This window comes from Streptomyces sp. NPDC031365, from assembly GCF_055569765.1.
The window spans coordinates 51,620-69,464 of record NZ_JBVIIM010000030.1; the positions used below are offsets into that span (position 1 = coordinate 51,620).

13 protein-coding genes are annotated in these 17,845 nt (G+C 74.2%); 8 read left to right on the forward strand and 5 right to left on the reverse strand.

What is annotated here, in order from left to right:
• Positions 1 to 25: 25 nt before the first annotated feature.
• A complete protein-coding gene (locus tag ACZ5C2_RS31850) occupies positions 26 to 1,018 on the forward strand; it encodes a DUF3048 domain-containing protein (RefSeq protein ID WP_468799146.1) in 993 nt (330 codons plus the stop codon).
• A gap of 10 nt (positions 1,019 to 1,028) precedes the next feature.
• On the opposite strand, the gene ACZ5C2_RS31855 is transcribed toward ACZ5C2_RS31850, so the two are convergent.
• Entirely contained in the window at positions 1,029 to 1,493 is a 465-nt protein-coding gene (locus ACZ5C2_RS31855) for a MarR family winged helix-turn-helix transcriptional regulator (protein ID WP_468799148.1), read from the reverse strand.
• A 142-nt stretch (positions 1,494 to 1,635) separates the two neighbouring features.
• On the opposite strand from ACZ5C2_RS31855, the gene ACZ5C2_RS31860 reads away from it, so the two are divergent.
• The 6 genes from ACZ5C2_RS31860 to pcaDC are packed head-to-tail and all read left to right on the forward strand — an operon-like array spanning position 1,636 to position 6,865.
• The gene (locus tag ACZ5C2_RS31860; RefSeq protein WP_468799150.1) at positions 1,636 to 2,391 is read left to right on the forward strand and encodes a CoA transferase subunit A; all 756 of its coding nucleotides are present in this window, start codon (positions 1,636 to 1,638) and stop codon (positions 2,389 to 2,391) included.
• On the forward strand, positions 2,391 to 3,035 hold the full coding sequence (locus ACZ5C2_RS31865; RefSeq protein WP_468799152.1) for a CoA transferase subunit B: 645 nt from the start codon (positions 2,391 to 2,393) through the stop codon (positions 3,033 to 3,035). Before ACZ5C2_RS31860 ends, ACZ5C2_RS31865 begins: the two co-directional genes overlap by 1 nt.
• Positions 3,032 to 3,811, forward strand: coding sequence for a protocatechuate 3,4-dioxygenase subunit beta (gene pcaH, locus ACZ5C2_RS31870; protein WP_468799154.1), 780 nt, complete (start codon positions 3,032 to 3,034; stop codon positions 3,809 to 3,811). The genes ACZ5C2_RS31865 and pcaH overlap by 4 nt, the downstream gene beginning before the upstream one ends.
• A 5-nt stretch (positions 3,812 to 3,816) precedes the next feature.
• Positions 3,817 to 4,422: a protocatechuate 3,4-dioxygenase subunit alpha gene (gene pcaG / locus ACZ5C2_RS31875; RefSeq protein WP_468799156.1), complete on the forward strand. Its 606-nt coding sequence runs from the start codon at positions 3,817 to 3,819 to the stop codon at positions 4,420 to 4,422.
• Positions 4,419 to 5,750, forward strand: a complete 1,332-nt coding sequence (gene pcaB, locus ACZ5C2_RS31880) for a 3-carboxy-cis,cis-muconate cycloisomerase (protein WP_468799158.1) — start codon at positions 4,419 to 4,421, stop codon at positions 5,748 to 5,750. The genes pcaG and pcaB overlap by 4 nt, the downstream gene beginning before the upstream one ends.
• Entirely contained in the window at positions 5,747 to 6,865 is a 1,119-nt protein-coding gene (pcaDC, locus tag ACZ5C2_RS31885) for a bifunctional 3-oxoadipate enol-lactonase/4-carboxymuconolactone decarboxylase PcaDC (RefSeq protein ID WP_468799160.1), read from the forward strand. The genes pcaB and pcaDC overlap by 4 nt, the downstream gene beginning before the upstream one ends.
• Positions 6,866 to 7,117: 252 nt before the next feature.
• Here the strand turns inward: pcaDC and ACZ5C2_RS31890 are convergent, their stop codons facing one another.
• Together ACZ5C2_RS31890 and ACZ5C2_RS31895 are read right to left on the reverse strand one after the other, a co-directional pair.
• Positions 7,118 to 9,805, reverse strand: a complete 2,688-nt coding sequence (locus tag ACZ5C2_RS31890) for an ATP-binding protein (RefSeq protein WP_468799162.1) — start codon at positions 9,803 to 9,805, stop codon at positions 7,118 to 7,120.
• Positions 9,806 to 10,145: 340 nt separating this feature from the next.
• Positions 10,146 to 10,661 carry a hypothetical protein gene (locus ACZ5C2_RS31895; RefSeq protein WP_468799164.1) on the reverse strand — a complete coding sequence of 172 codons (516 nt, stop codon included), beginning with the start codon at positions 10,659 to 10,661 and terminating at the stop codon, positions 10,146 to 10,148.
• Positions 10,662 to 11,083: 422 nt separating this feature from the next.
• On the opposite strand from ACZ5C2_RS31895, the gene ACZ5C2_RS31900 reads away from it, so the two are divergent.
• The gene (locus ACZ5C2_RS31900; RefSeq protein ID WP_468799166.1) at positions 11,084 to 12,058 is read left to right on the forward strand and encodes a DUF2510 domain-containing protein; all 975 of its coding nucleotides are present in this window, start codon (positions 11,084 to 11,086) and stop codon (positions 12,056 to 12,058) included.
• 168 nt (positions 12,059 to 12,226) lie between these two features.
• Here ACZ5C2_RS31900 and ACZ5C2_RS31905 read toward each other — a convergent pair whose 3' ends face one another.
• Together ACZ5C2_RS31905 and ACZ5C2_RS31910 are read right to left on the reverse strand one after the other, a co-directional pair.
• A complete protein-coding gene (locus tag ACZ5C2_RS31905; RefSeq protein ID WP_468799168.1) occupies positions 12,227 to 14,272 on the reverse strand; it encodes a hypothetical protein in 2,046 nt (681 codons plus the stop codon).
• The gene (locus ACZ5C2_RS31910) at positions 14,272 to 17,826 is read right to left on the reverse strand and encodes a DUF5682 family protein (protein WP_468799170.1); all 3,555 of its coding nucleotides are present in this window, start codon (positions 17,824 to 17,826) and stop codon (positions 14,272 to 14,274) included. The genes ACZ5C2_RS31905 and ACZ5C2_RS31910 overlap by 1 nt, the downstream gene beginning before the upstream one ends.
• Positions 17,827 to 17,845: the final 19 nt, after the last annotated feature.

The window sequence follows — 17,845 nt, forward strand, 5'->3', positions numbered from 1 at the left end:
CAACGGATGACATGAGGCAGGCGCGGTGGCGACGGTGGGCACGGAACGAGCGACGCGCCGACGGCGCGGTACGGGGGCGGGGATACTGCTCGCCGCCGTGCTGACGGCCCCTCTGGCGGCGGGGTGCACGACGTCGGACGGACCGCGCGACGACGGGCGGGGGTCGCCCAGTGAGTCGCCGACACGGCCCGGCGGCCAGGACAGCCCGCCGGTACTCGCCGTGAAGATCGACAATGCTCCCGCCGCGCGTCCCCAGACCGGCCTCGACGCCGCCGACGTGGTGTACGCCGAACAGGTCGAGGGCGGGACCAGCAGGCTGGTCGCCGTGTACGCCACCGAGCTGCCGCAGTCCGTGGGGCCGGTGCGCAGCGCCCGGGAGTCGGATCTGGAGCTGCTGCGCCAGTACGACCGGCCGGTGCTGGCCTTCTCGGGGGCGCAGAGCAAGTTGATGCCGCTGATCGAGCAGGCACCGCTGGAGGCGGTGACACCCGAGTCGGCGGCCGACGCCTACACCCGGGGCACCGGCCGGCCCGCTCCCCACAACCTGTTCCTGCGCCCGGAACGGCTCATGGACGACCCGCCCGGCGAGGCCGGCCTGACCCATGGTTTCCGCTTCGGGCGGCCCCCCGCGGACGGCGAGCCCGAGAACGAGCTCACGGTGCGCTACCCGGCGGCCCGCTTCACCTTCACCTGGTCCGGCGCCCGGGACCGCTGGCTGGTGTCGATGGACGGTGCCCCGGCGCACACCACGGAGGGCGAGCGGCTGGCACCCGCGACGGTCGTCGTGCAGTACGTGACCGTGCGCCCTTCCGGCTTTCGCGACTTCCTCGGCAACAACACCCCGTACACCCAGACGGTGGGCTCGGGCGAGGCGACCGTGCTGCGCGACGGACGCGCCTACGAGGCGAAGTGGAAGCGGCCGGCCGCCGAGGACGGCACCTCGTTCACCACCGACTCCGGCGAGCCGATGAACTTCGCACGCGGACAGGTGTGGGTGGTGTACGCGAAGGCGCCCTGAGCCGGCCCGGTCAGTGCGGGGCGGCCAGGGACGGGGCGGGATCACGCAGGCCGTCGGCCGCGTCCGCCACCCGCCGGAGCAGGTCGATGAAGACCGCCTGCTCACCGGCGTCGAGCGGGGCCAGGAAGACCTGGTTCATCCGCGCCGTGCGCACCGTCAGCCTGCGGTGGGTGCGCACCCCGCCGTCGGTGAGGCGCAGCTGGAAGCGGCGGCCGTCCAGCGGGTCACGGACCTTGTCCACCAGCCCGCGCCGGATGAGCCGGGCGATCACCTCGGCGATGGTGGACCGGTCCAGCCCGACCCGCTCCCCCACGGTGCGCTGGTCGAGACCGGGTTCGGCGACGAGCGCGTTGAGGACGGCGAACTGCGGCGAGGTGATCTCCTCGGAGACCATCGTGTTCCACAGCAGGTGGTGCGCCTGCTGGAGCCGCCGGGCCAGATGCCCGGGATGGGTGGTGAGATCCACGGCGGCCATGTGCGCTCCCCCGGTCGTTTCATCGGTGCACTGATTACTGGTGGGAGTCTGAACGGTACTGGACAGCGAAGTGACCGCGCGGAAATACTCAGTGCGCTGACTAAATGCGGATCGGGCTCGGCTCGAAGGAACGGGGTCCCGGATGGACAAGGTGGTCGCCTCGGCGGCGGAGGCGGTGGCCGACGTACCGGACGGTGCGTCGCTGGCGGTGGGCGGCTTCGGACTCAGCGGGGTGCCGAACGTGCTGATCCAGGCGCTGTACGAGCGGGGGGTGGGCGGACTGGCGGTCGTCTCCAACAACTGCGGGGCGATGGAGTCCGGGCTCGCGGTGCTGCTCGCCGCGGGCCGCATCGCCCGGGTGACCGGTTCCTACATCGGTGCGAACAAGGAGTTCGCGCGGCAGTACCTGGCCGGTGAGCTGGAGGTGGAGCTGATCCCCCAGGGCACGCTCGCGGAGCGGCTGCGCGCCGGGGGCGCCGGCATCCCGGCGTTCTACACGCCGGCCGGGGTGGGCACACAGGTCGCCGAGGGCGGGCTGCCCTGGCGGTACGACGGCTCCGGCGGGGTGGTGCTGGCCTCGCCCGCCAAAGAGGTGCGGGAGTTCGACGGCACGGAGTACGTGCTGGAGCGCGGTATCCGGACCGACTACGCGCTGGTGCGGGCGGCGAAGGGCGACCGGCACGGAAACCTCGTGTTCGGCAAGTCCGCCCGCAACTTCAACCCGCTTGCCGCGACGGCGGGCCGGGTGACGGTCGCGGAGGTGGAGGAACTGGTCGAGCCCGGCGCCATCGACCCGGACGCGGTGCACCTGCCGGGCGTCTTCGTGCAGCGCGTGGTCGCGCTCACGCCCGGGCAGGCGGCGGACAAGCGGATCGAGCGGCGGACGGTGAGCGGCTGATGGCCTGGACCCGGGAAGGGATGGCCGCGCGGGCGGCCCGGGAACTGAGGGACGGCCAGTACGTCAATCTCGGCATCGGTCTGCCCACGTTGATCCCGGGCCACCTCCCGCCCGGCGTCGACGTGGTGCTGGAGAGCGAGAACGGCATCCTGGGCACCGGCCCGTACCCCACCGAGGACGCCGTCGACCCGGACCTGATCAATGCCGGGAAGGAGACCGTCACCGTCCTTCCGGGCGCCTCCTTCTTCGACTCGGCATGGTCGTTCTCGATGATCCGCGGCGGGCACATCGACGTCGCCGTCCTCGGCGCGATGCAGGTGTCCGGCCGTGGTGATCTGGCCAACTGGGCGATACCCGGCAAGCTCGTCACCGGCATCGGCGGCGCGATGGACCTGGTCCACGGGGCCCGTACGGTGATCGTGGTGATGACCCACACCGCGAACGACGGCTCGCCGAAGATCGTCGCGGAGTGCTCGCTGCCGCTGACCGGCAAGGCGTGCGTGGACCGGATCGTCACCGACCTCGGCGTCCTCGACGTCACCGACGGCGGACTCGTCCTCGTCGAGACCGCTCCCGGCGTGTCCGCCCGGGAGGTCGCCGCCAAGACCGGAGCCGGACTCACCCTCGGGGAGGGCCTGTCATGACCGACGTACCCACTCAAGCCGACATCGACCGGGAGATCGCGGCCGAGCACGCCGCGTACGGGGAGCGGCTCGCCGCCGGCGGGCCCGTCGAGCACCATCCGCGCCGCGACTACGCCCCGTACCGCTCCTCGGTGCTGCGCCACCCGAAGCAGCCGCCGGTCACCGTCGACGTGGCGAACGACCCGGAACTGGTGGAGCTGCACTCCCCCGCGTTCGGGGAACGGGACATCACCGAGACCGACAACGACCTCACCCGGCAGCACACCGGCGAGCCCGTCGGCGAGCGCATCACCGTCTCCGGCCGGCTGCTGGACCAGGGCGGCCGGCCGGTACGCGGTCAGCTGGTGGAGATCTGGCAGGCCAACTCGGCCGGACGGTACGCCCATCGGCGCGAGCAGCACGACGCCCCGCTGGACCCGAACTTCACGGGGGCCGGCCGCACCCTCACCGACGCCGACGGCTTCTACCGCTTCACCACCATCCGGCCCGGCCCCTATCCCTGGCGCAACCACGCCAACGCCTGGCGCCCGGCCCACATCCACTTCTCCGTCTTCGGCTCCGCGTTCACCCAGCGACTGGTGACGCAGATGTACTTCCCGGGCGACCCGCTCCTCCCCCACGACCCGATCCTGCAGTCCGTGACCGACGACGCGGCACGGCAGCGGCTGGTCGCGGCCTACGACCACGGCCTGTCGGTGCCCGAGTTCTCCCTCGGCTACCACTGGGACATCGTTCTGGACGGACCGCGTGCCACCTGGACGGAAGAAGGGCGCTGACCACCATGGCGAAGACCGGCACCGGCAGTCCGGAGAACGCGCTGCCCACTCCGTCGCACACCGTCGGCCCCTTCTACGGCTACGCGCTGCCCTTCCCCGGCGGGGAGGACATCGCGCCCGCCGGCCACCCGGACACGGTCACCGTGCACGGGTACGTGTACGACGGCGAGGGCCGGCCGCTGCCGGACGCGCTGCTGGAGCTGTGGGGTCCCGATCCTGGTGGCAGCGTGCCGACGGCGGACGGTTCGATGCGGCGGAACCCGGCGAGCGGGGGCTTCCTCGGCCGCAACGGCGTGGAGTTCACCGGCTTCGGACGCGTCCAGACCGATGCGAACGGCCACTGGTACGCCCGTACCCTGCGGCCCGGGGCGCGCGGGCACCACGCGCCGTACCTCAGCGTGTGCGTCTTCGCGCGGGGCCTGCTGGTGCACCTGTTCACCCGGATCTACCTGCCGGGCGAACAGGCGGTGCTGACGGCGGATCCGCTGCTGTCCCGGCTCGGCGCGGAGCGCCGCGACACGCTGGTCGCGGGCGAGGAGGACGCGTGCACGTACCGTTTCGACATCCGCCTTCAGGGCGAAGGCGAGACGGTCTTCCTGGAGTTCCAGTGACATCAGCCGATTCCGACACCGGTCTGCTCGCGCCCGGGTGGGCCGGTTCCCCGGCGGCCGCCGAGACCGGTGACACGGCGTTCCTGCGGGCGCTGCTCGATGCGGAGGCCGCGCTCACCCGGGCGCAGGCCGTGCTGGGGCTCGTCCCGGCCGAGGCGGCGGTGGCGGTCGCGGAGGCGGCCGATCCGGGCCGATTCGACATCGCGTCCCTCGCCGCGCGGGCCCGGGGCGGCGGGAATCCGGTGATCCCGCTGGTCGCCGACCTGACCCGCGCGGTCGGTGAGGAGTACGGCCCCTACGTGCACCGGGGAGCCACCAGCCAGGACCTCATGGACTCGGCGACGATGCTGGTCGCCCACCGCGCCCTGGGGCCGGTCCTCACCGACCTCGGCCGGGTGCAGCGGGCTCTGGCCCGGCTCGCCGCCGAGCACCGTGACACCGTGCTGCCGGGGCGGACCCTGACCCAGCACGCCGTGCCGACGACGTTCGGGCTGAAGGCCGCCGGGTGGCGGTCACTGGTGCTGGACGCCCGGGACCGGGTGACCGCGGTACGGGGCTGCCTGCCCGCCCAGCTCGGCGGCGCTGCCGGAACCCTGGCCGCCTTCCCCGCGCGCGGGGCCGAGGACGCGACCGCGTTGCCGGCTGTCTACGCCCGGGAGCTCGGTCTGGACGAACCGCTGTTGCCCTGGCACACCCTGCGTACGCCCCTCGCCGACCTCGCCGGGTGCCTGGCGCTGACGGCCGGTGCCCTCGGCAAGATCGCTGCGGACGTCCTCACCCTCTCCCGTACCGAGATCGCGGAGGTCTCGGAAGGCAGCGGTGGCGGTTCCTCTGCCATGCCGCACAAGGCGAACCCGGTCCGCTCGACGCTGATCGCGGCGGCTGCCCGCCGTGCACCGCAGCTCGCGGCCACGCTCTACGGCTCGCTGGTGGCCGAGGACGAGCGCCCGGCCGGGGCCTGGCACGCGGAGTGGGAACCGCTCAGGGATCTGCTCCGCCTGGTCGGCGGGGCGGCCCGGGACGCCGCCGAACTCACCGAGGGACTGCGGGTGCGCCCGGACACGATGCGTGAACACCTCCGCCTCACCCGCGGGTTGATCGTCTCCGAGCGGCTCTCCGCCGAGCTGGCGCCCGTGCTGGGCCGCACCCGGGCTAAGGAGCTGCTGACGGAACTGGCCCGGCGGGCGCACGAGGAGGATCGGGATCTCGGTGCACTACTCGCCTTGGAGCCGGAGTTGAAGGGTGTCGACCTTCTCCCGCTCATCGACCCCGCCCGGTACACCGGCTCCGCCGGAATGCTCACCGACCGTGCCCTGGAGCGACCGTGACCGACACACTCCTCAACCACCGGGCCGAGGGCCCCGCTTCGGCGCCTCCCCTGCTGCTCGGGCCCTCCCTCGGCACCTCGTACGCCCTCTGGGACGAGGTGGCGCCCGAGCTGTCGGTCGCGCACCGGGTGGTCCGCTGGGACCTGCCGGGACACGGCGGTTCGGAGGCCGGGCTGATCCGTGCCGGTGCCACCGTCGGCGATCTCGCCGGGCTGGTGCTCGCGCTGGCCGACGCGCTCGGCCTCGGGCGGTTCGCGTATGCGGGCGTCTCACTGGGCGGCGCGGTGGGGCTGCATCTCGCCGTGCACCATCCGGAGCGGGTGTCGTCGCTGGCCGTGATCTGCTCCTCGGCGCACTTCAACGGGTCGAGGCCCTGGCGGGAGCGGGCGGCAGCGGTCCGGCGCGGAGGACTGGCCGGGCTCGCGGAGGGTGCCGACGCCCGGTGGTTCACGCCCGGGTTCACCGTGCCGGAGCTGGTGCGGGATCACCGGGAGGCCGACCCGGGAGCCTACGCCGCCTGCTGTGACGCGCTGGCCGCGTTCGATCTGCGGGAGCGGCTCGCGGAGATCTCCGTACCGACCCTGGCGGTGGCCGGACGGGAGGACCCGGCGACACCCCCCGAGCATCTGCGGCAGATCGCGGACACGGTGCCGGGTGCCGCGCTCGTGGAGATCCCGGGCGCCTCCCATCTGGCGCCGGCGCAGTGCCCGGAGGCGGTGCTGGCGGCACTGCGGGCGCACTTCGACGGGGCCGCCGGACGTGGCATGGGGGTGCGACGCGAAGTGCTGGGTGATGCGCATGTGGACCGGGCGCAGGCGCACCAGACACCGTTCACCGCCCGCTTCCAGGACTTCATCTCCCGTTACGCCTGGGGAGAGATCTGGACCGACCCGACGCTCAGCCGCCGCGAACGCAGCATGGTCACGCTCACGGCGCTGGTGGCGCACGGCCACTACGACGAGCTCGCGATGCATGTCCGCGCGGCCCGGCGGGTCGGGCTCACCCCCGAGGAGATCGGCGCGGTGCTGCTGCAGACGGCTGTGTACTGCGGGGTTCCGGCTGCCAACTCGGCGTTCGCGACGGCGCAGCGGGTGCTGGCGGAGGAGGACGGGTAGCCGGACCTCCCGGCGCGGAGCCGGATCCCTCCGTCACGTCGCCTTCCCGTCGTCGACCCGACGGGCGGGCGGCGCGGCGTCAGGCGTCTGTTCCCGGGTTCCCCGGCCGGAGACTCGGGGAGTACCGGCGCCCCCGGACCTCGTACCGGATGTGCTCGGGTCAGGGCCCGGTACGGCGCGCGGGGGGGGCGGTCTCCCTCCCGGTGGTGCGTGCGTGGCGTTGCGCGGCGGACGGGAACGGGACGGCAGGGCCTAACGGAGCCCGGCGCCCGTCTCCAGCTCCGCGCGGGCCCGCTTCACCAGGCCGTCCGCGCCGCAGGAGCGTGCCAGTGCGAGGCCGCGTCGGAGATCGGGAGTGGAACGGGCGAGGATGCCGTACTCGACGCGGGCCACGGCGTGTTCGTACTGACACGGCGACGACTCCAGGTAGGTGACCGCCCGGGCGGCGAGGCGGACCGCGCGCTGGCCGGTCTCCAGGGCGGCGGCGACGCGCAGGGCCTCTCCTATGGCGGTGTCCGTGCCGAGGCGTTCGGCGTGCCGGCGGACGTCGACGGCCAGCCGCGCCGCGCGGGCGGGGTCCTCGGTGGCGAGCGCGCGGGCGAGGTCACCGGCCCCGAAGACGTGCACCGGGTTGTGGTGGCCGCGGGCGGCCGCCGCCTTCTCCGCCGCCTCCAGTTCGTTGATGCCGTCCTTGGTGCGGCCCACGGCGAGCAGCAGGCGGCCGCGTACGGAGCGCGGGTCGGGCAGCACGACGGTGGACGGGTAGGGCGGTGTGAAGCCGTGCCGTTCCGCCATCGCCCAGGCCTCGTCGACATGGCCGCGGGCGAGCAGGGTGTCGACGAGATTGCAGGTGGCCGTCCAGTACAGGGGCAGTCCGCGGCCGACACGCTCGGCGAGGCGCAGGGACTCGCGCAGTGAGGTCTCCGCGGCCTCCAGCCGGCCCCGCCTGCGGTGCGCCAGTCCGACGTAGGCGTGCGCCAGGGCCAGGTGGCCGCCGCCCCAGCCCGCCGTGTCGTAGGCCTGCAGGGCTTCGCTGTAGAGGCTTTCGGCACGGTCGAGGCGGTCGGTGTAGGCGTAGGAACTCGCGAGCATCAGCAGGAGTTCGACGCTCCACTCGGAGTCGGTCCAGCCGAGGCCCGGTGCGAGGCGGCCGTTGACGAGGGCGCGGTCGCACACCTCGGCGACCTCCTCCGCGCTCTCCCCGCGCATCATGGCGTCGAAGCCGCGCAGGATCAGCAGCGCCCGTTCGGAGTTGTCGCGTCCGGTGCAGGTGGCGGCGAGCCGGGTGAGCCGCTCGGAACGGCCGGGTGTGATGGCCTCGCCGGCATGGATGCCCTCCCACATGAACTGCACGGCGTGGAGCCGCATCCGGGCCGGACCGGGCTCGAGCCGTGCGGCCTCCGCCTCGACGGTGCGGACGGCCTCTTCCATCTGGTCGTTGTGGAGCAGGGCCTGGGAGAGCCGGATCACCGCGTCCACGCGGCGGTCACCGTCGAGGCCGGGCATGCCGAGCGCGGTCCGCAGATGTCCGATGGTGCGGGCGGGCGCGGTGAGGAAGGTGGCACTGCCCAGTTCGTACAGGACATGCGCGTGGACCTCGGGGTGGGGTGGTTCCTCCAGCGCGCGTTCCAGGCAGCGGCGGGCGGCGTCAGGGGCGCCGACGGCGAGGTGTTCGCGGGCCGCCTCGCGCAACTGCCAGACGAGTTCCTCGTCGTCGTCCGGGTGGACTTCGAGGAGGTGACGGGAGGCCGCCGCGGCGCCGCGCCCGGAGTCGGTGACGATCCGGGCGGCTATGCCGTGCATGGCCCGGCGCAGGGCGTCGGGGATGGAGTTGTAGACGGCGGTGGTGATCAGGGGGTGGACGAACTCGAGGTCGGCGGGCCCGGTGCGGCCCGTGGCGGCGGGGTCGGGGGCGGTGAGGATGCGGGCGCTGCGCAGGAGCTCGGCGCAGCGGGCGGCGGCGTCGGGGCTGAGGGTGGCGAGCTGGGCCACCAGGCCGACGGTGATGTCGGTGCCGAGGATGGCCGCGGCCCAGGCGAACCGGGTGGCGTCCATGCCGAGTTGTTCCAGACGGGCGACGAGGCCGCCGCCGCGCGCGGAGCGGTTGAGGTCGCGCAGTTCTCCGGCGTGCGCCTCGACGGGGTCGAGTTCGCTGTCCTGGACCTTGGCGAGGAGCTCGACGGTCTCGTAGGGGTTGCCGGCGGTGACGGCCCACACCTCGCGGCAGAACGCCGCGTCGGCGTTCTCGCCGAGTGTGGCGCGGGTGAGTCCGGCCGTGGCGTCCGGGGTGAGGGCGCTGAGGGTGGTGACGGGGCGGTCGGCCGCGGCGGCTACGGCGTCCAGGTGCCTGGCGCTGGTCCCGGAGATCTCACCGGGCCGGCGGGCCACGACGACGAGTACGGACAGGTCGGCGATCCGTTCGGCGAACACGGCCAGCCAGTAGAGGGTTTCCTGGTCGGCCCAGTGGGCGTCGTCGATCAGCAGCACCAGCGGCCAGTCCCGGCGGGCCAGCCGGCGTACGGCGGCCACCAGGCCCTCGCACACGCCCTGCGGGTCGGCGTGCCGGTCGCCGGGGTCGGCTATGCCGAGGGCGGGGCCGGCTATGTCGTACCAGTCGCCGAGGTACTCCCGGGCCTCCTCGGGCATCATCGGCACCAGGGCCGGCTGCAGGAGTTGGCGTACGACGTTGAAGGGAACGGAGCGAAGGGTCTCGCCGCCGCGGGCGGACCAGACGGTGCAGCCACGCTGTTCGGCGATGCGGCGGGTCTCGGCCAGCAGCGCGGTCTTGCCCAGCCCCGCCTCGCCACGGAGCACCAGCAGGCTGCCGGGCGAGGTACGGTCGGCGCACAGGAGGTCGATGGCTTCCGCGATGGCGGCGACTTCCTCGTCGCGCTCCCACAGCGAACCCGAGGGAGCGGCCGGGGGCCGTACCTCCGTCATCCCGCTCCCTCCCCGAGTCGCCCGAATGACGTACCGGCCTCGAGCGTAGTCTTCCTCCCGCCCGAGCGGTGCCCGCTCGGCACACGTGTTGCCGTGACGGGTGGCACGGAACACCACGGGTCGACGCGAGTCTCTCCTCACCAGGGGTCCTGAAGGTCAACAGCTGTCAACGGGCAGGGGGATGAGGACCGCCGCTTCGATCGCACCACGGCCGGCTGCGGCGAACCGCTCGCCGCGTACGGCACTCGGGCCGGCCGGGGTGACGGCGGCTGCGCCGAAGGGACGCCACGCCACGGGCGTACGGACACGGGCCGGCCAGTTCGAGCCCGCGCGCCCGGCCTCACGACGTGCCCCCGGAGCACCGCTCCTCCCAGGTGGACCGCACGATCGCATGGGCGCGCCGGAAGCGGTGGTCCGGGTTCTCGGCCAGGTCGACGGGTGCCTGGAGCGTCACGGCACGGCTGTCCTGGCGTATGAGCTGGATGAAGGTACGGGCGCTGGGTCCTCTGCCCACCTGCACGGTGGTGACCGCCCGTATCTGCTCCCAGCGGCACGACTGCCGGCCGGGCCAGACCCCGGTGGTGACCCCGTCGTCATCGATGCGGGTCCCTCCGGCGGCCTTGCGCCACGAGTGCACCGCCCCCGCCATCACCGGCAGACAGACGAGAGCCGCCACCCACATCGGCAGAGCGGCATCGCTGCCCGCCCCCATGTACAGAGCGGTCAGGGCGTACATCACCACCCACCCTGCGGCAACCCACCGCCACAGCCTGCGCTGCCCGGGCAGCACGGCGTACTCCAGCGGCAGAGTCTCGTCCTCCTCCGCCGCCTCGTGTTCACCCCAGCGGTTCGTCATCTCCCGGCCCCCACCCCCGCAACGCCCTGAGCGTTGTTCACGTCCTGCCGAGTATCCCGCACAGCACCGACAACCGTCGCGGGGGACGTGGACCGGGGGCGTTCGGTCACGCGACGCAGCCAGGCCGTGCGGGCGCGGTGGCGGCCCACAGCATGCGGGGGTCCTCGGAGCCGGCCGAGCGGGCGGCGGCGCCGATCGCGGTTCACCTGCTCCCGGCCGGGTTCCCGACGTCCCCACGGATCGTGCCGTCCACCGGGCCGGCCGAGGGCCCGCGCAAGGACGGACCCGGACAGCACGTCGGTCTCGAACCGCTCCGGCTCCTCCGCCGACACGGTGCCCAGCGGCCCGGGTGCTGATGGACGGGGTGCGTCGGTGCGGGGCTCTCTCATACGGCTTTCACCGTCGCCTCATACGGTAGGGGCATGACGCAGGTGACTCCTCCCGGGTGGTACCCCGACCCCGGGCACACGAATGACGGACCGGCCACCGAGCGCTGGTGGGACGGCGCGGCCTGGACGGAACAGGTCCGGCCGGCGGGGCCGGCCGCCGCATGGGGTCCGCCCGCGCCGGGCGCCGCGGCCGGGCCGGCCTATCCGGGGTATCCGGGGTATCCGGGGTATCCGGCTCCGCCGCCGCCCGGACCGGGGCACAAGGTGCGGAACGGGATAGCCGTCGCCGTGGCCGTCGCCGTACTGGCAAGCATCGGTGTGGGGGTGTACGTGCTGGCGGACAACGGCCCGGACCGGGATTCCACGACCTCGCAGGCGCCGGACGGGCGGGACGGCAGGCCGGACGGCGGTTCGGGTGGGTCGGGTGGTTCCGGGGATGAGGAGCCGGGGCCGGACACGTCCGAGCCGCCGCGGGTCGAGAGCGGGTCGGTGACCGACGCCCTGAGCGGCATCAGTCTGCCCATCCCGGACGGCTGGTACGGCCAGGAGCTCCAGGTGGGCGCCTCGGTGACGTCGGAGGACGGGTACGACTGCCCCGGCAACACCGACAAGAGCTGCACCAAGGGCGGTGCCTACTCGGCGCCCGCCCTGGCCCTCGGCAGCCGCGGCTCCACCGCCGAGGAGGTCGCCAGGGCGGACATCGCCGGCAACGCCGAGGAGAGTTACGGCGGGGACTCGTACGGGAAGATCACGTCGCACGACGTGCTCGTGTCCAAGGCCGTGACCGTGGCCGGGCAGAAGGGCTATCTGGTGCGCTGGAAGGCGGTCACCAGCAAGGGCTCCGACGGGTTCGTCCAGTCGCTCGCCTTCCCGTCCCCCGCGCAGCCGAAGCAGATCGTCGTGGTGCGCTGCGGAGTCGACACCGACCAGACGCAGGCCGTCCTCGACGAGATCACCGAGGGCATCGAGGTCTCGTCGGGCGGCGGTGGCAACGGGCAGGACGTCTGACACCCCGGACATGACGGCCGGGTGGGCCGCCCTCGCCCAAGAGGTGGCCCACCCGGCCGGGGTGCGCCCGCCCCTGTCCCCACGGTGCGGCGCGCCCCGGGCCGCCGTCCGGTCGTGCCGGACATCGTTTCCGCGGTCGCCCCCACGCCTACGGGTACGGGACAGGTCTCACCCCGGCCGGGTTCCGTGGCGCAGGGCCGCCTCGGTACCGGAGAGGTAGACGGCCGTGGCGAGCCACTGGGCCGCGTACGGGTCGGGGCCGCCGTCGTCGAGGCGGCCGAAGACGTCGCGGGTACGGTGGGCGGCCACCATGCCGAGCGCGGCGACCAGGTGCGCACCGTTGACGAAACCGCTGCGGTGCAGCGCGGCCACATGGTCGCGGTGATCGCCGTCACGCGCGGGTTCGGCGGCGGCCCGGCGTCCGCCCGCGACGGCCAGCTCGACCAGCCGGCGCACGCGCCAGAGCGGCGAGTCGCCCACAAGGGCTGCGGTCAAGGGAGCGGCTTCGCACGGGGTGGGCAGGTCCGGCGGGAAGTGGTCGTCCCGCAGGTGGTCGTAGCCGAGGTCCGCGCGGCCCTGCCAGTCGTGCGGGAGGCGCAGGGTGGCCGCGGTACCGGGTACCGGGGCGACGGCGAGTGGGCGGAGGGTGGTCACACGGCCGGGCTCGGGGCGGCCGGCGACCCTGATCCGCAGCCCGGGGCGGGCACCCAGCCGCCGGAGGTTGGCGGTATGGGCGAGGCCGGGATGGCGGTGGGCGGGGGTCAGCCGGACGGCCGCGCCGCTTCGCTCCGGCAGCACCCGGACCAGCAGGTCCTCACCGTCCGGGGCGACGACCTCCACGTCGCGGACGGTCAGTGGCCCCGGGTGCCCGGCTCCGCCGGAGTCCGGCACGGGAGACGCCGTGTAACGGTCGCCGTCGGCCGGCGTCGCCCGCGCGGTCACGGGCCAGGGCCGTCCGGCGGCGAAGGTGGCGCGGACGCCGGGTTCCGGCAGCAGGCGGCCGTCCGGGGAGACGACCGCACGGGAGAGGATGAGACCGCCGCGGGAGAGCCGGAAGTGGTCGCTCAGGAAGGACCGGATCGCGACATGGGCGGTACCCGCGCGGTGGGCCCGGGCCGGTCCGCCGGGCTTGACGTCGGGGAGCGTGTACCAGTGGCCGTCGTCGTCGACGAGGTGGGTGACCACACCACCGAGGCCGTCGGGACCGATGACCGGCTCACGGCAGACGCCGTACAGTCGCAGCGGCCCGTCGGGACGGTGGTTCCGGGGGACGGAACCGATCAGTGCCGGGTCCGGGTCCGCTGTCCTCAACCGGTGGGTGACGAGCAGGAGTTCGCGAAGCGCTGTGACCAACGCGGCGAGGGCGCGCGGACGGTGCGGGTCGCGCTCGTCCCGCAGACGGCGCACCACGTCCGAGGCGGCGGACTCCGCCCGGTGGAGACCCGCGAGGCGAGCCGTGTGGGCGGCACGGAGCAATTCGGCCTGAACGACCGCCCCCGCGCCGCCGGTACCGGCGGACAGCACGGTCGCGGCAGCCGTCCAGAGCCCGGAGGCGGCCCGGACCTGTGCGGCGGAAGGGCCGACGGTCGGGGCGGCCGGGGGGTGGCTGGGCTCCGGTCCGCAGGCAGCGGTCCGGACCGGGCGGTCCGGACCGCCCGGACCGCCCTGGTCGGCGGAACGGTCCGGACGAGCCGAACCGTCCCGGCTGGTGCGGCGGCTCCGCTCACCGCGGCTTCCCACGTCGGCGGACGCGCCCGCGGCAGCGGCGTCCGGGGCGTGGGCGGGGTCCTGGGCCGGGGCGGTGAGAGGGGTGTTGTCGGTGGGGTGGTCCGGAGCCGGCGGGTGGTCCGCAGCCGACGAGGGATCCGCGGCCAGAGGGCGGTCCGGAACCGGCGGGTCGTCCGGAACCGGCGGGTGGTCGGCTATCGGACAGGCCGTCAGGACCGCCGCGCGATGCAGACAGCGTGGGGCCAGCAGACACGTGCAGTCGGCCTGCTCGGCCTCCGTGAGCGTGCCGGACGGGCCGGGTGCCAGGGTCACCCACGCGTCCTCGCCGCAGCGGACCCGGACGGTTGTGGCCTCGGCGGTGACCGGCGTACCGGCCAGGGCCTGGACGGCCGCGTCCAGTCTGCCTCGCAGGCGCGTGGTCAGACTCTCCACCGCGGAGGCGACCACCTCCGGTGCGGCCGGTGGGAGGGGGACGGGAGGGTTCATCAGGTTGCTCCGCGGACGCGTTCGCCCACCCAGCGGGCGAGTGAGAGAGGGCTGAGGGCGGCCACCGGCATGCCGGCGTTGACGAGTTGCCGGGCGACCGGCACCGAATAGCGGGGAACCGCCTCGTCGTCCAGGGCGGCGCAGCCCAGCAGGTGGACACCGGAGGTGACCAGGGACTCGACCTCGGTCAGCAGGCCGTCGACCCCGAACCCTTCCTCGAAGTCGCTGACGACCACCATCAGCGTGCGGTTCGGCACCTTCACCAGCGTGCGGGCGTGCGCGAGGCCCGCCGCGATGTGTGTGCCGCCGCCGACCTTCACCTCCAGCAGCAGGGAGAGCGGGTCGGTGACCCGGTCGGTGAGGTCGACGACCCGCGTGCTGAAGGTGAGGAAGTGCGTGGAGAGCATGGGCGCGCCGCCGAGTACGGCAGCGGTCAGCGCCGACCAGATCACCGCGGCCTCCATCGACCCCGACACATCGACGACCAGTATCAGCCGCCAGTCGTTCTGCCGGGCGGCACGGGTGGTGAAGACGGGTCGTTCCGGGATGACTTCGACCCGGCCGTCCTCCAGTCGGCGGCTGTGGACGAGGTTCTCCCGCAGGGTCCGGGCCAGATCGAGCCGGCCGCCGGGGCGCCGGGTGGGACGCGGTGTGTTGAGGCCGGTCAGCGTGGGGCGCAGCCGGGTGGCGAGTTCGCGGGTGAGTTCCTCAATGAGCCGTTTGACGAGCGGGCGCAGATGCGCGATCCGCTGCTCGGGCATTCCCTTGGCGAGCGTGAGCACGGCGGACAGCAGTTCCACCGACGGCCGCACCGTGGCCGGGTCGAGGTGGGCGATCACGTCCGTACGGCCGTTGGCGGCGGCGCGTCCGAGGACTTCCTCGCGGATGTCCGCGCCGAAGAGTGCCTCGAGTTCCTCGGCCCAGTGCCGGACGCTGGGGTAACCCGGGTCGTCCTGGCCTCCGGTGAGCTCATCGGTGTCCCTGCCGTGGGCCGCGGCCGCCTCCCCCGCCGCCTCCCCCGCCGCCTCGCCGTCGTCCACGCCTTCGCCCCCGTCCGGCCCGAACAGCTCGTCGAGGGCCCGGAGGTAGGGCTGCAGATCCGGCGGGAGTTTCGCCCGCTCGCGGCCGAGCAGCAGCCGCCAGCGGTCGGCGGGGCCGAGCCGTAGAGCCCCGCGTCCCGTGGGGCCGACGGACATCTGCCCGCTCGCCGTGCGTACCGGCCCGTCCGGGGTGGACGCGTCCGTCAGCGCATGGCTCACCGGTTCTCCGGCCGCGGGACTCGGCCACACCGTGGCCGCGGAACTCACCAGCCCCGCCAGTCCCACCTCACTCAGCAGTGCGAGCCCCGCGTTGTCGGCCTCGGCCCACCGGCCGACGAGTTCGGCGGGCGCGCCGAGCCGGAGGTCGGGCCGGTCGCCGAGGCGGCCGGTCACGGCCGTCAGCAGCCGTCCCCGGCCTTCCGGCGTCAGCGCCCGGAAGCCGCCGCGCAGGGCGGTGAGCCGGTTGAGGAAGTGCCGGTCGCTCATCGTCTCGACGCGCTCCAGCAGCGGGTCGAGGGCCGTGGGGACGGACTCGACCAGTGGTCCGGCGGCGACGAGCAGACCGGTCAGCCGGCGCTCCAGCCGGTGGCGGCCGTCCGGTGCCGTCGCCGAGTCGACCCAGTCGGCCAGCCTTCTGCCCAGCACGGCGGAGCTGTCGAGGTCGAGCAGCACCCGGGCGGCGAGGGCCGCTCCCTGGACGAGTGGCGAACCGGTGCGGGAGAGGTCGTACAGCTCGCCGTCCAGTCGCAGGCCGAGCCGGTCCTCGCCGCTTCTGACGGCCAGCGTCACGACGGCGACGGCGTCCTCCTTCTCGTCGCTGCCGGCCAGTCCGGGCAGGGCGCGGACGGCGGCTTCCAGCAGCGTGTCGGAGAGGGCGGTCGCCCGGGCGCGTGTCCGCCGCGTGGTGCCGGGCAGGTGTTCACGGCGTATCGACTCCAACAGGTCGAGGGCTCGCAGGAGTTCGGAAAGGGTGCCCGCGGCCGGCAGGACCCGTGCGGCCTCCGTGAGGCCCTCCCCGACCAGGGCGGGCAGCGCGCACCGGGCGGCGGCGCCCAGGAGGTCGATCACCCGGGCGGGGGTGGTTCCGCCCGATGCGCACGCCCGGCGGTGGTTCTCGCGCAGGGTGCCGTCGGCCGCCTGGGCGGCGGTGACGCCTCTGGCGCCCACCAGATCGAGCCGGGCCGCGACCGACGGCGTCCAGGCGGCCTGCCAGCGTGTGGTGAGGGCGCTCCGCTCCCCCGCGGCGGACACTGCGGCCGGCTCCGCGTAGCCCACCCCGCACGCCGTGAGCCGCTGGAGCAGGATCTCGCGCCGGGCGTCGAGGGACGAGCGCAGCGGCGACAGCCGGATGTCCCGGCGGGCAGGGCTGTGCGGCCCGGGCAGCCGCAGTGCCGCCAGCTCCGCCTCCACCCAGGGCCCGAGTCCGGAGCGGGGTGTGCCGGGGGCGAGGCGGCCACGTCCGGTGCCGACCAGCACCGGTTCCAGGAACCCGTCGAGGGGGTCTCCATGGCCCAGTACGGACGTCACCGCTTCCCGTAGTTCGGTCCGGCCGGGTGCGGGAAGCCCACGCAGGCTGCCCAGGTCGCAGGCCAGCCGCAGGGTCTCGATCGCCTCTCCGGTTCCCGCGGGGCGGCCGGACGCGCGGATCTCCCGGCAGAGTTCGGTGACGAGGCGGGCGGCGGCATCGCGTATCCGGCCGGGGTCGCCGCCGGCGTCGAGCACCGCCTGCTGCCAGCGCGGGTCGCGGATGCCGGCCGGGTAGCCGGAGCGTGCGTCCAGCAGGGGGAGGGCGTACGGCACGAGCGACGTGACGACCGACAGGTCAGGGCCGGCGGCGTCCGGGGCCTCGGTCCCGGGGGTGTCGCTCTCCCCCTCGTCGGTCAGCGCGGGCGCGTGGAAGGCCCCGGTCACCGCGGCCACCCGGCGCTTTCCGAACGCGGCGACGGTCCGGCGCATGTGCGCCTCGCGGGCGAGGTCGGTGTCCGGGATCCCGCCCCGCGTCCGCAGCTCCTGGCGCAGCGCACGGCCGAAGCCGAGAGCGGCGCGGCGCACGGCCTCCGGGGTGCTGCCGGGGGCCAGCGCCTCCACGGTGCGGTCCCACAGGTCGTCCGCGTCGGGCCGGGCACCCTCCGCGCCCCTCGCCGGGCCGGCCGACCACCCCGGGTCCGCGAGAGGCAGATCGCAGCAGATCACCTCCGCGCCTCGCTCCCGCGCCCAGCGGATCGCCGCCAGTTCCGGTGAGAAGTCGGCAAGGGGGTAGAAGTGCAGGCGTCCGTCCCCGTAGGCACCGGTGAGTGCCACCGGCGCGGTGGTGCGCGGGTCGGCGAGATACGGCAGCCAGGGCTGGAAGTCGGCCGGCAGTTCTACGCAGACGACCTCGGCGTCAGCGGCGTCCAGCAGCCGGGGTACGGCGACGGCCAGAGCGGGGCTGTGGTGCCGTACGCCGATCAGATACGGCCGTGTGCGGGCCGCCAGTGCGGCCACCCGGGCGGCCGTCTCGTGTGGTGCGGTCATGGATCCCAGCAGGCGGTTC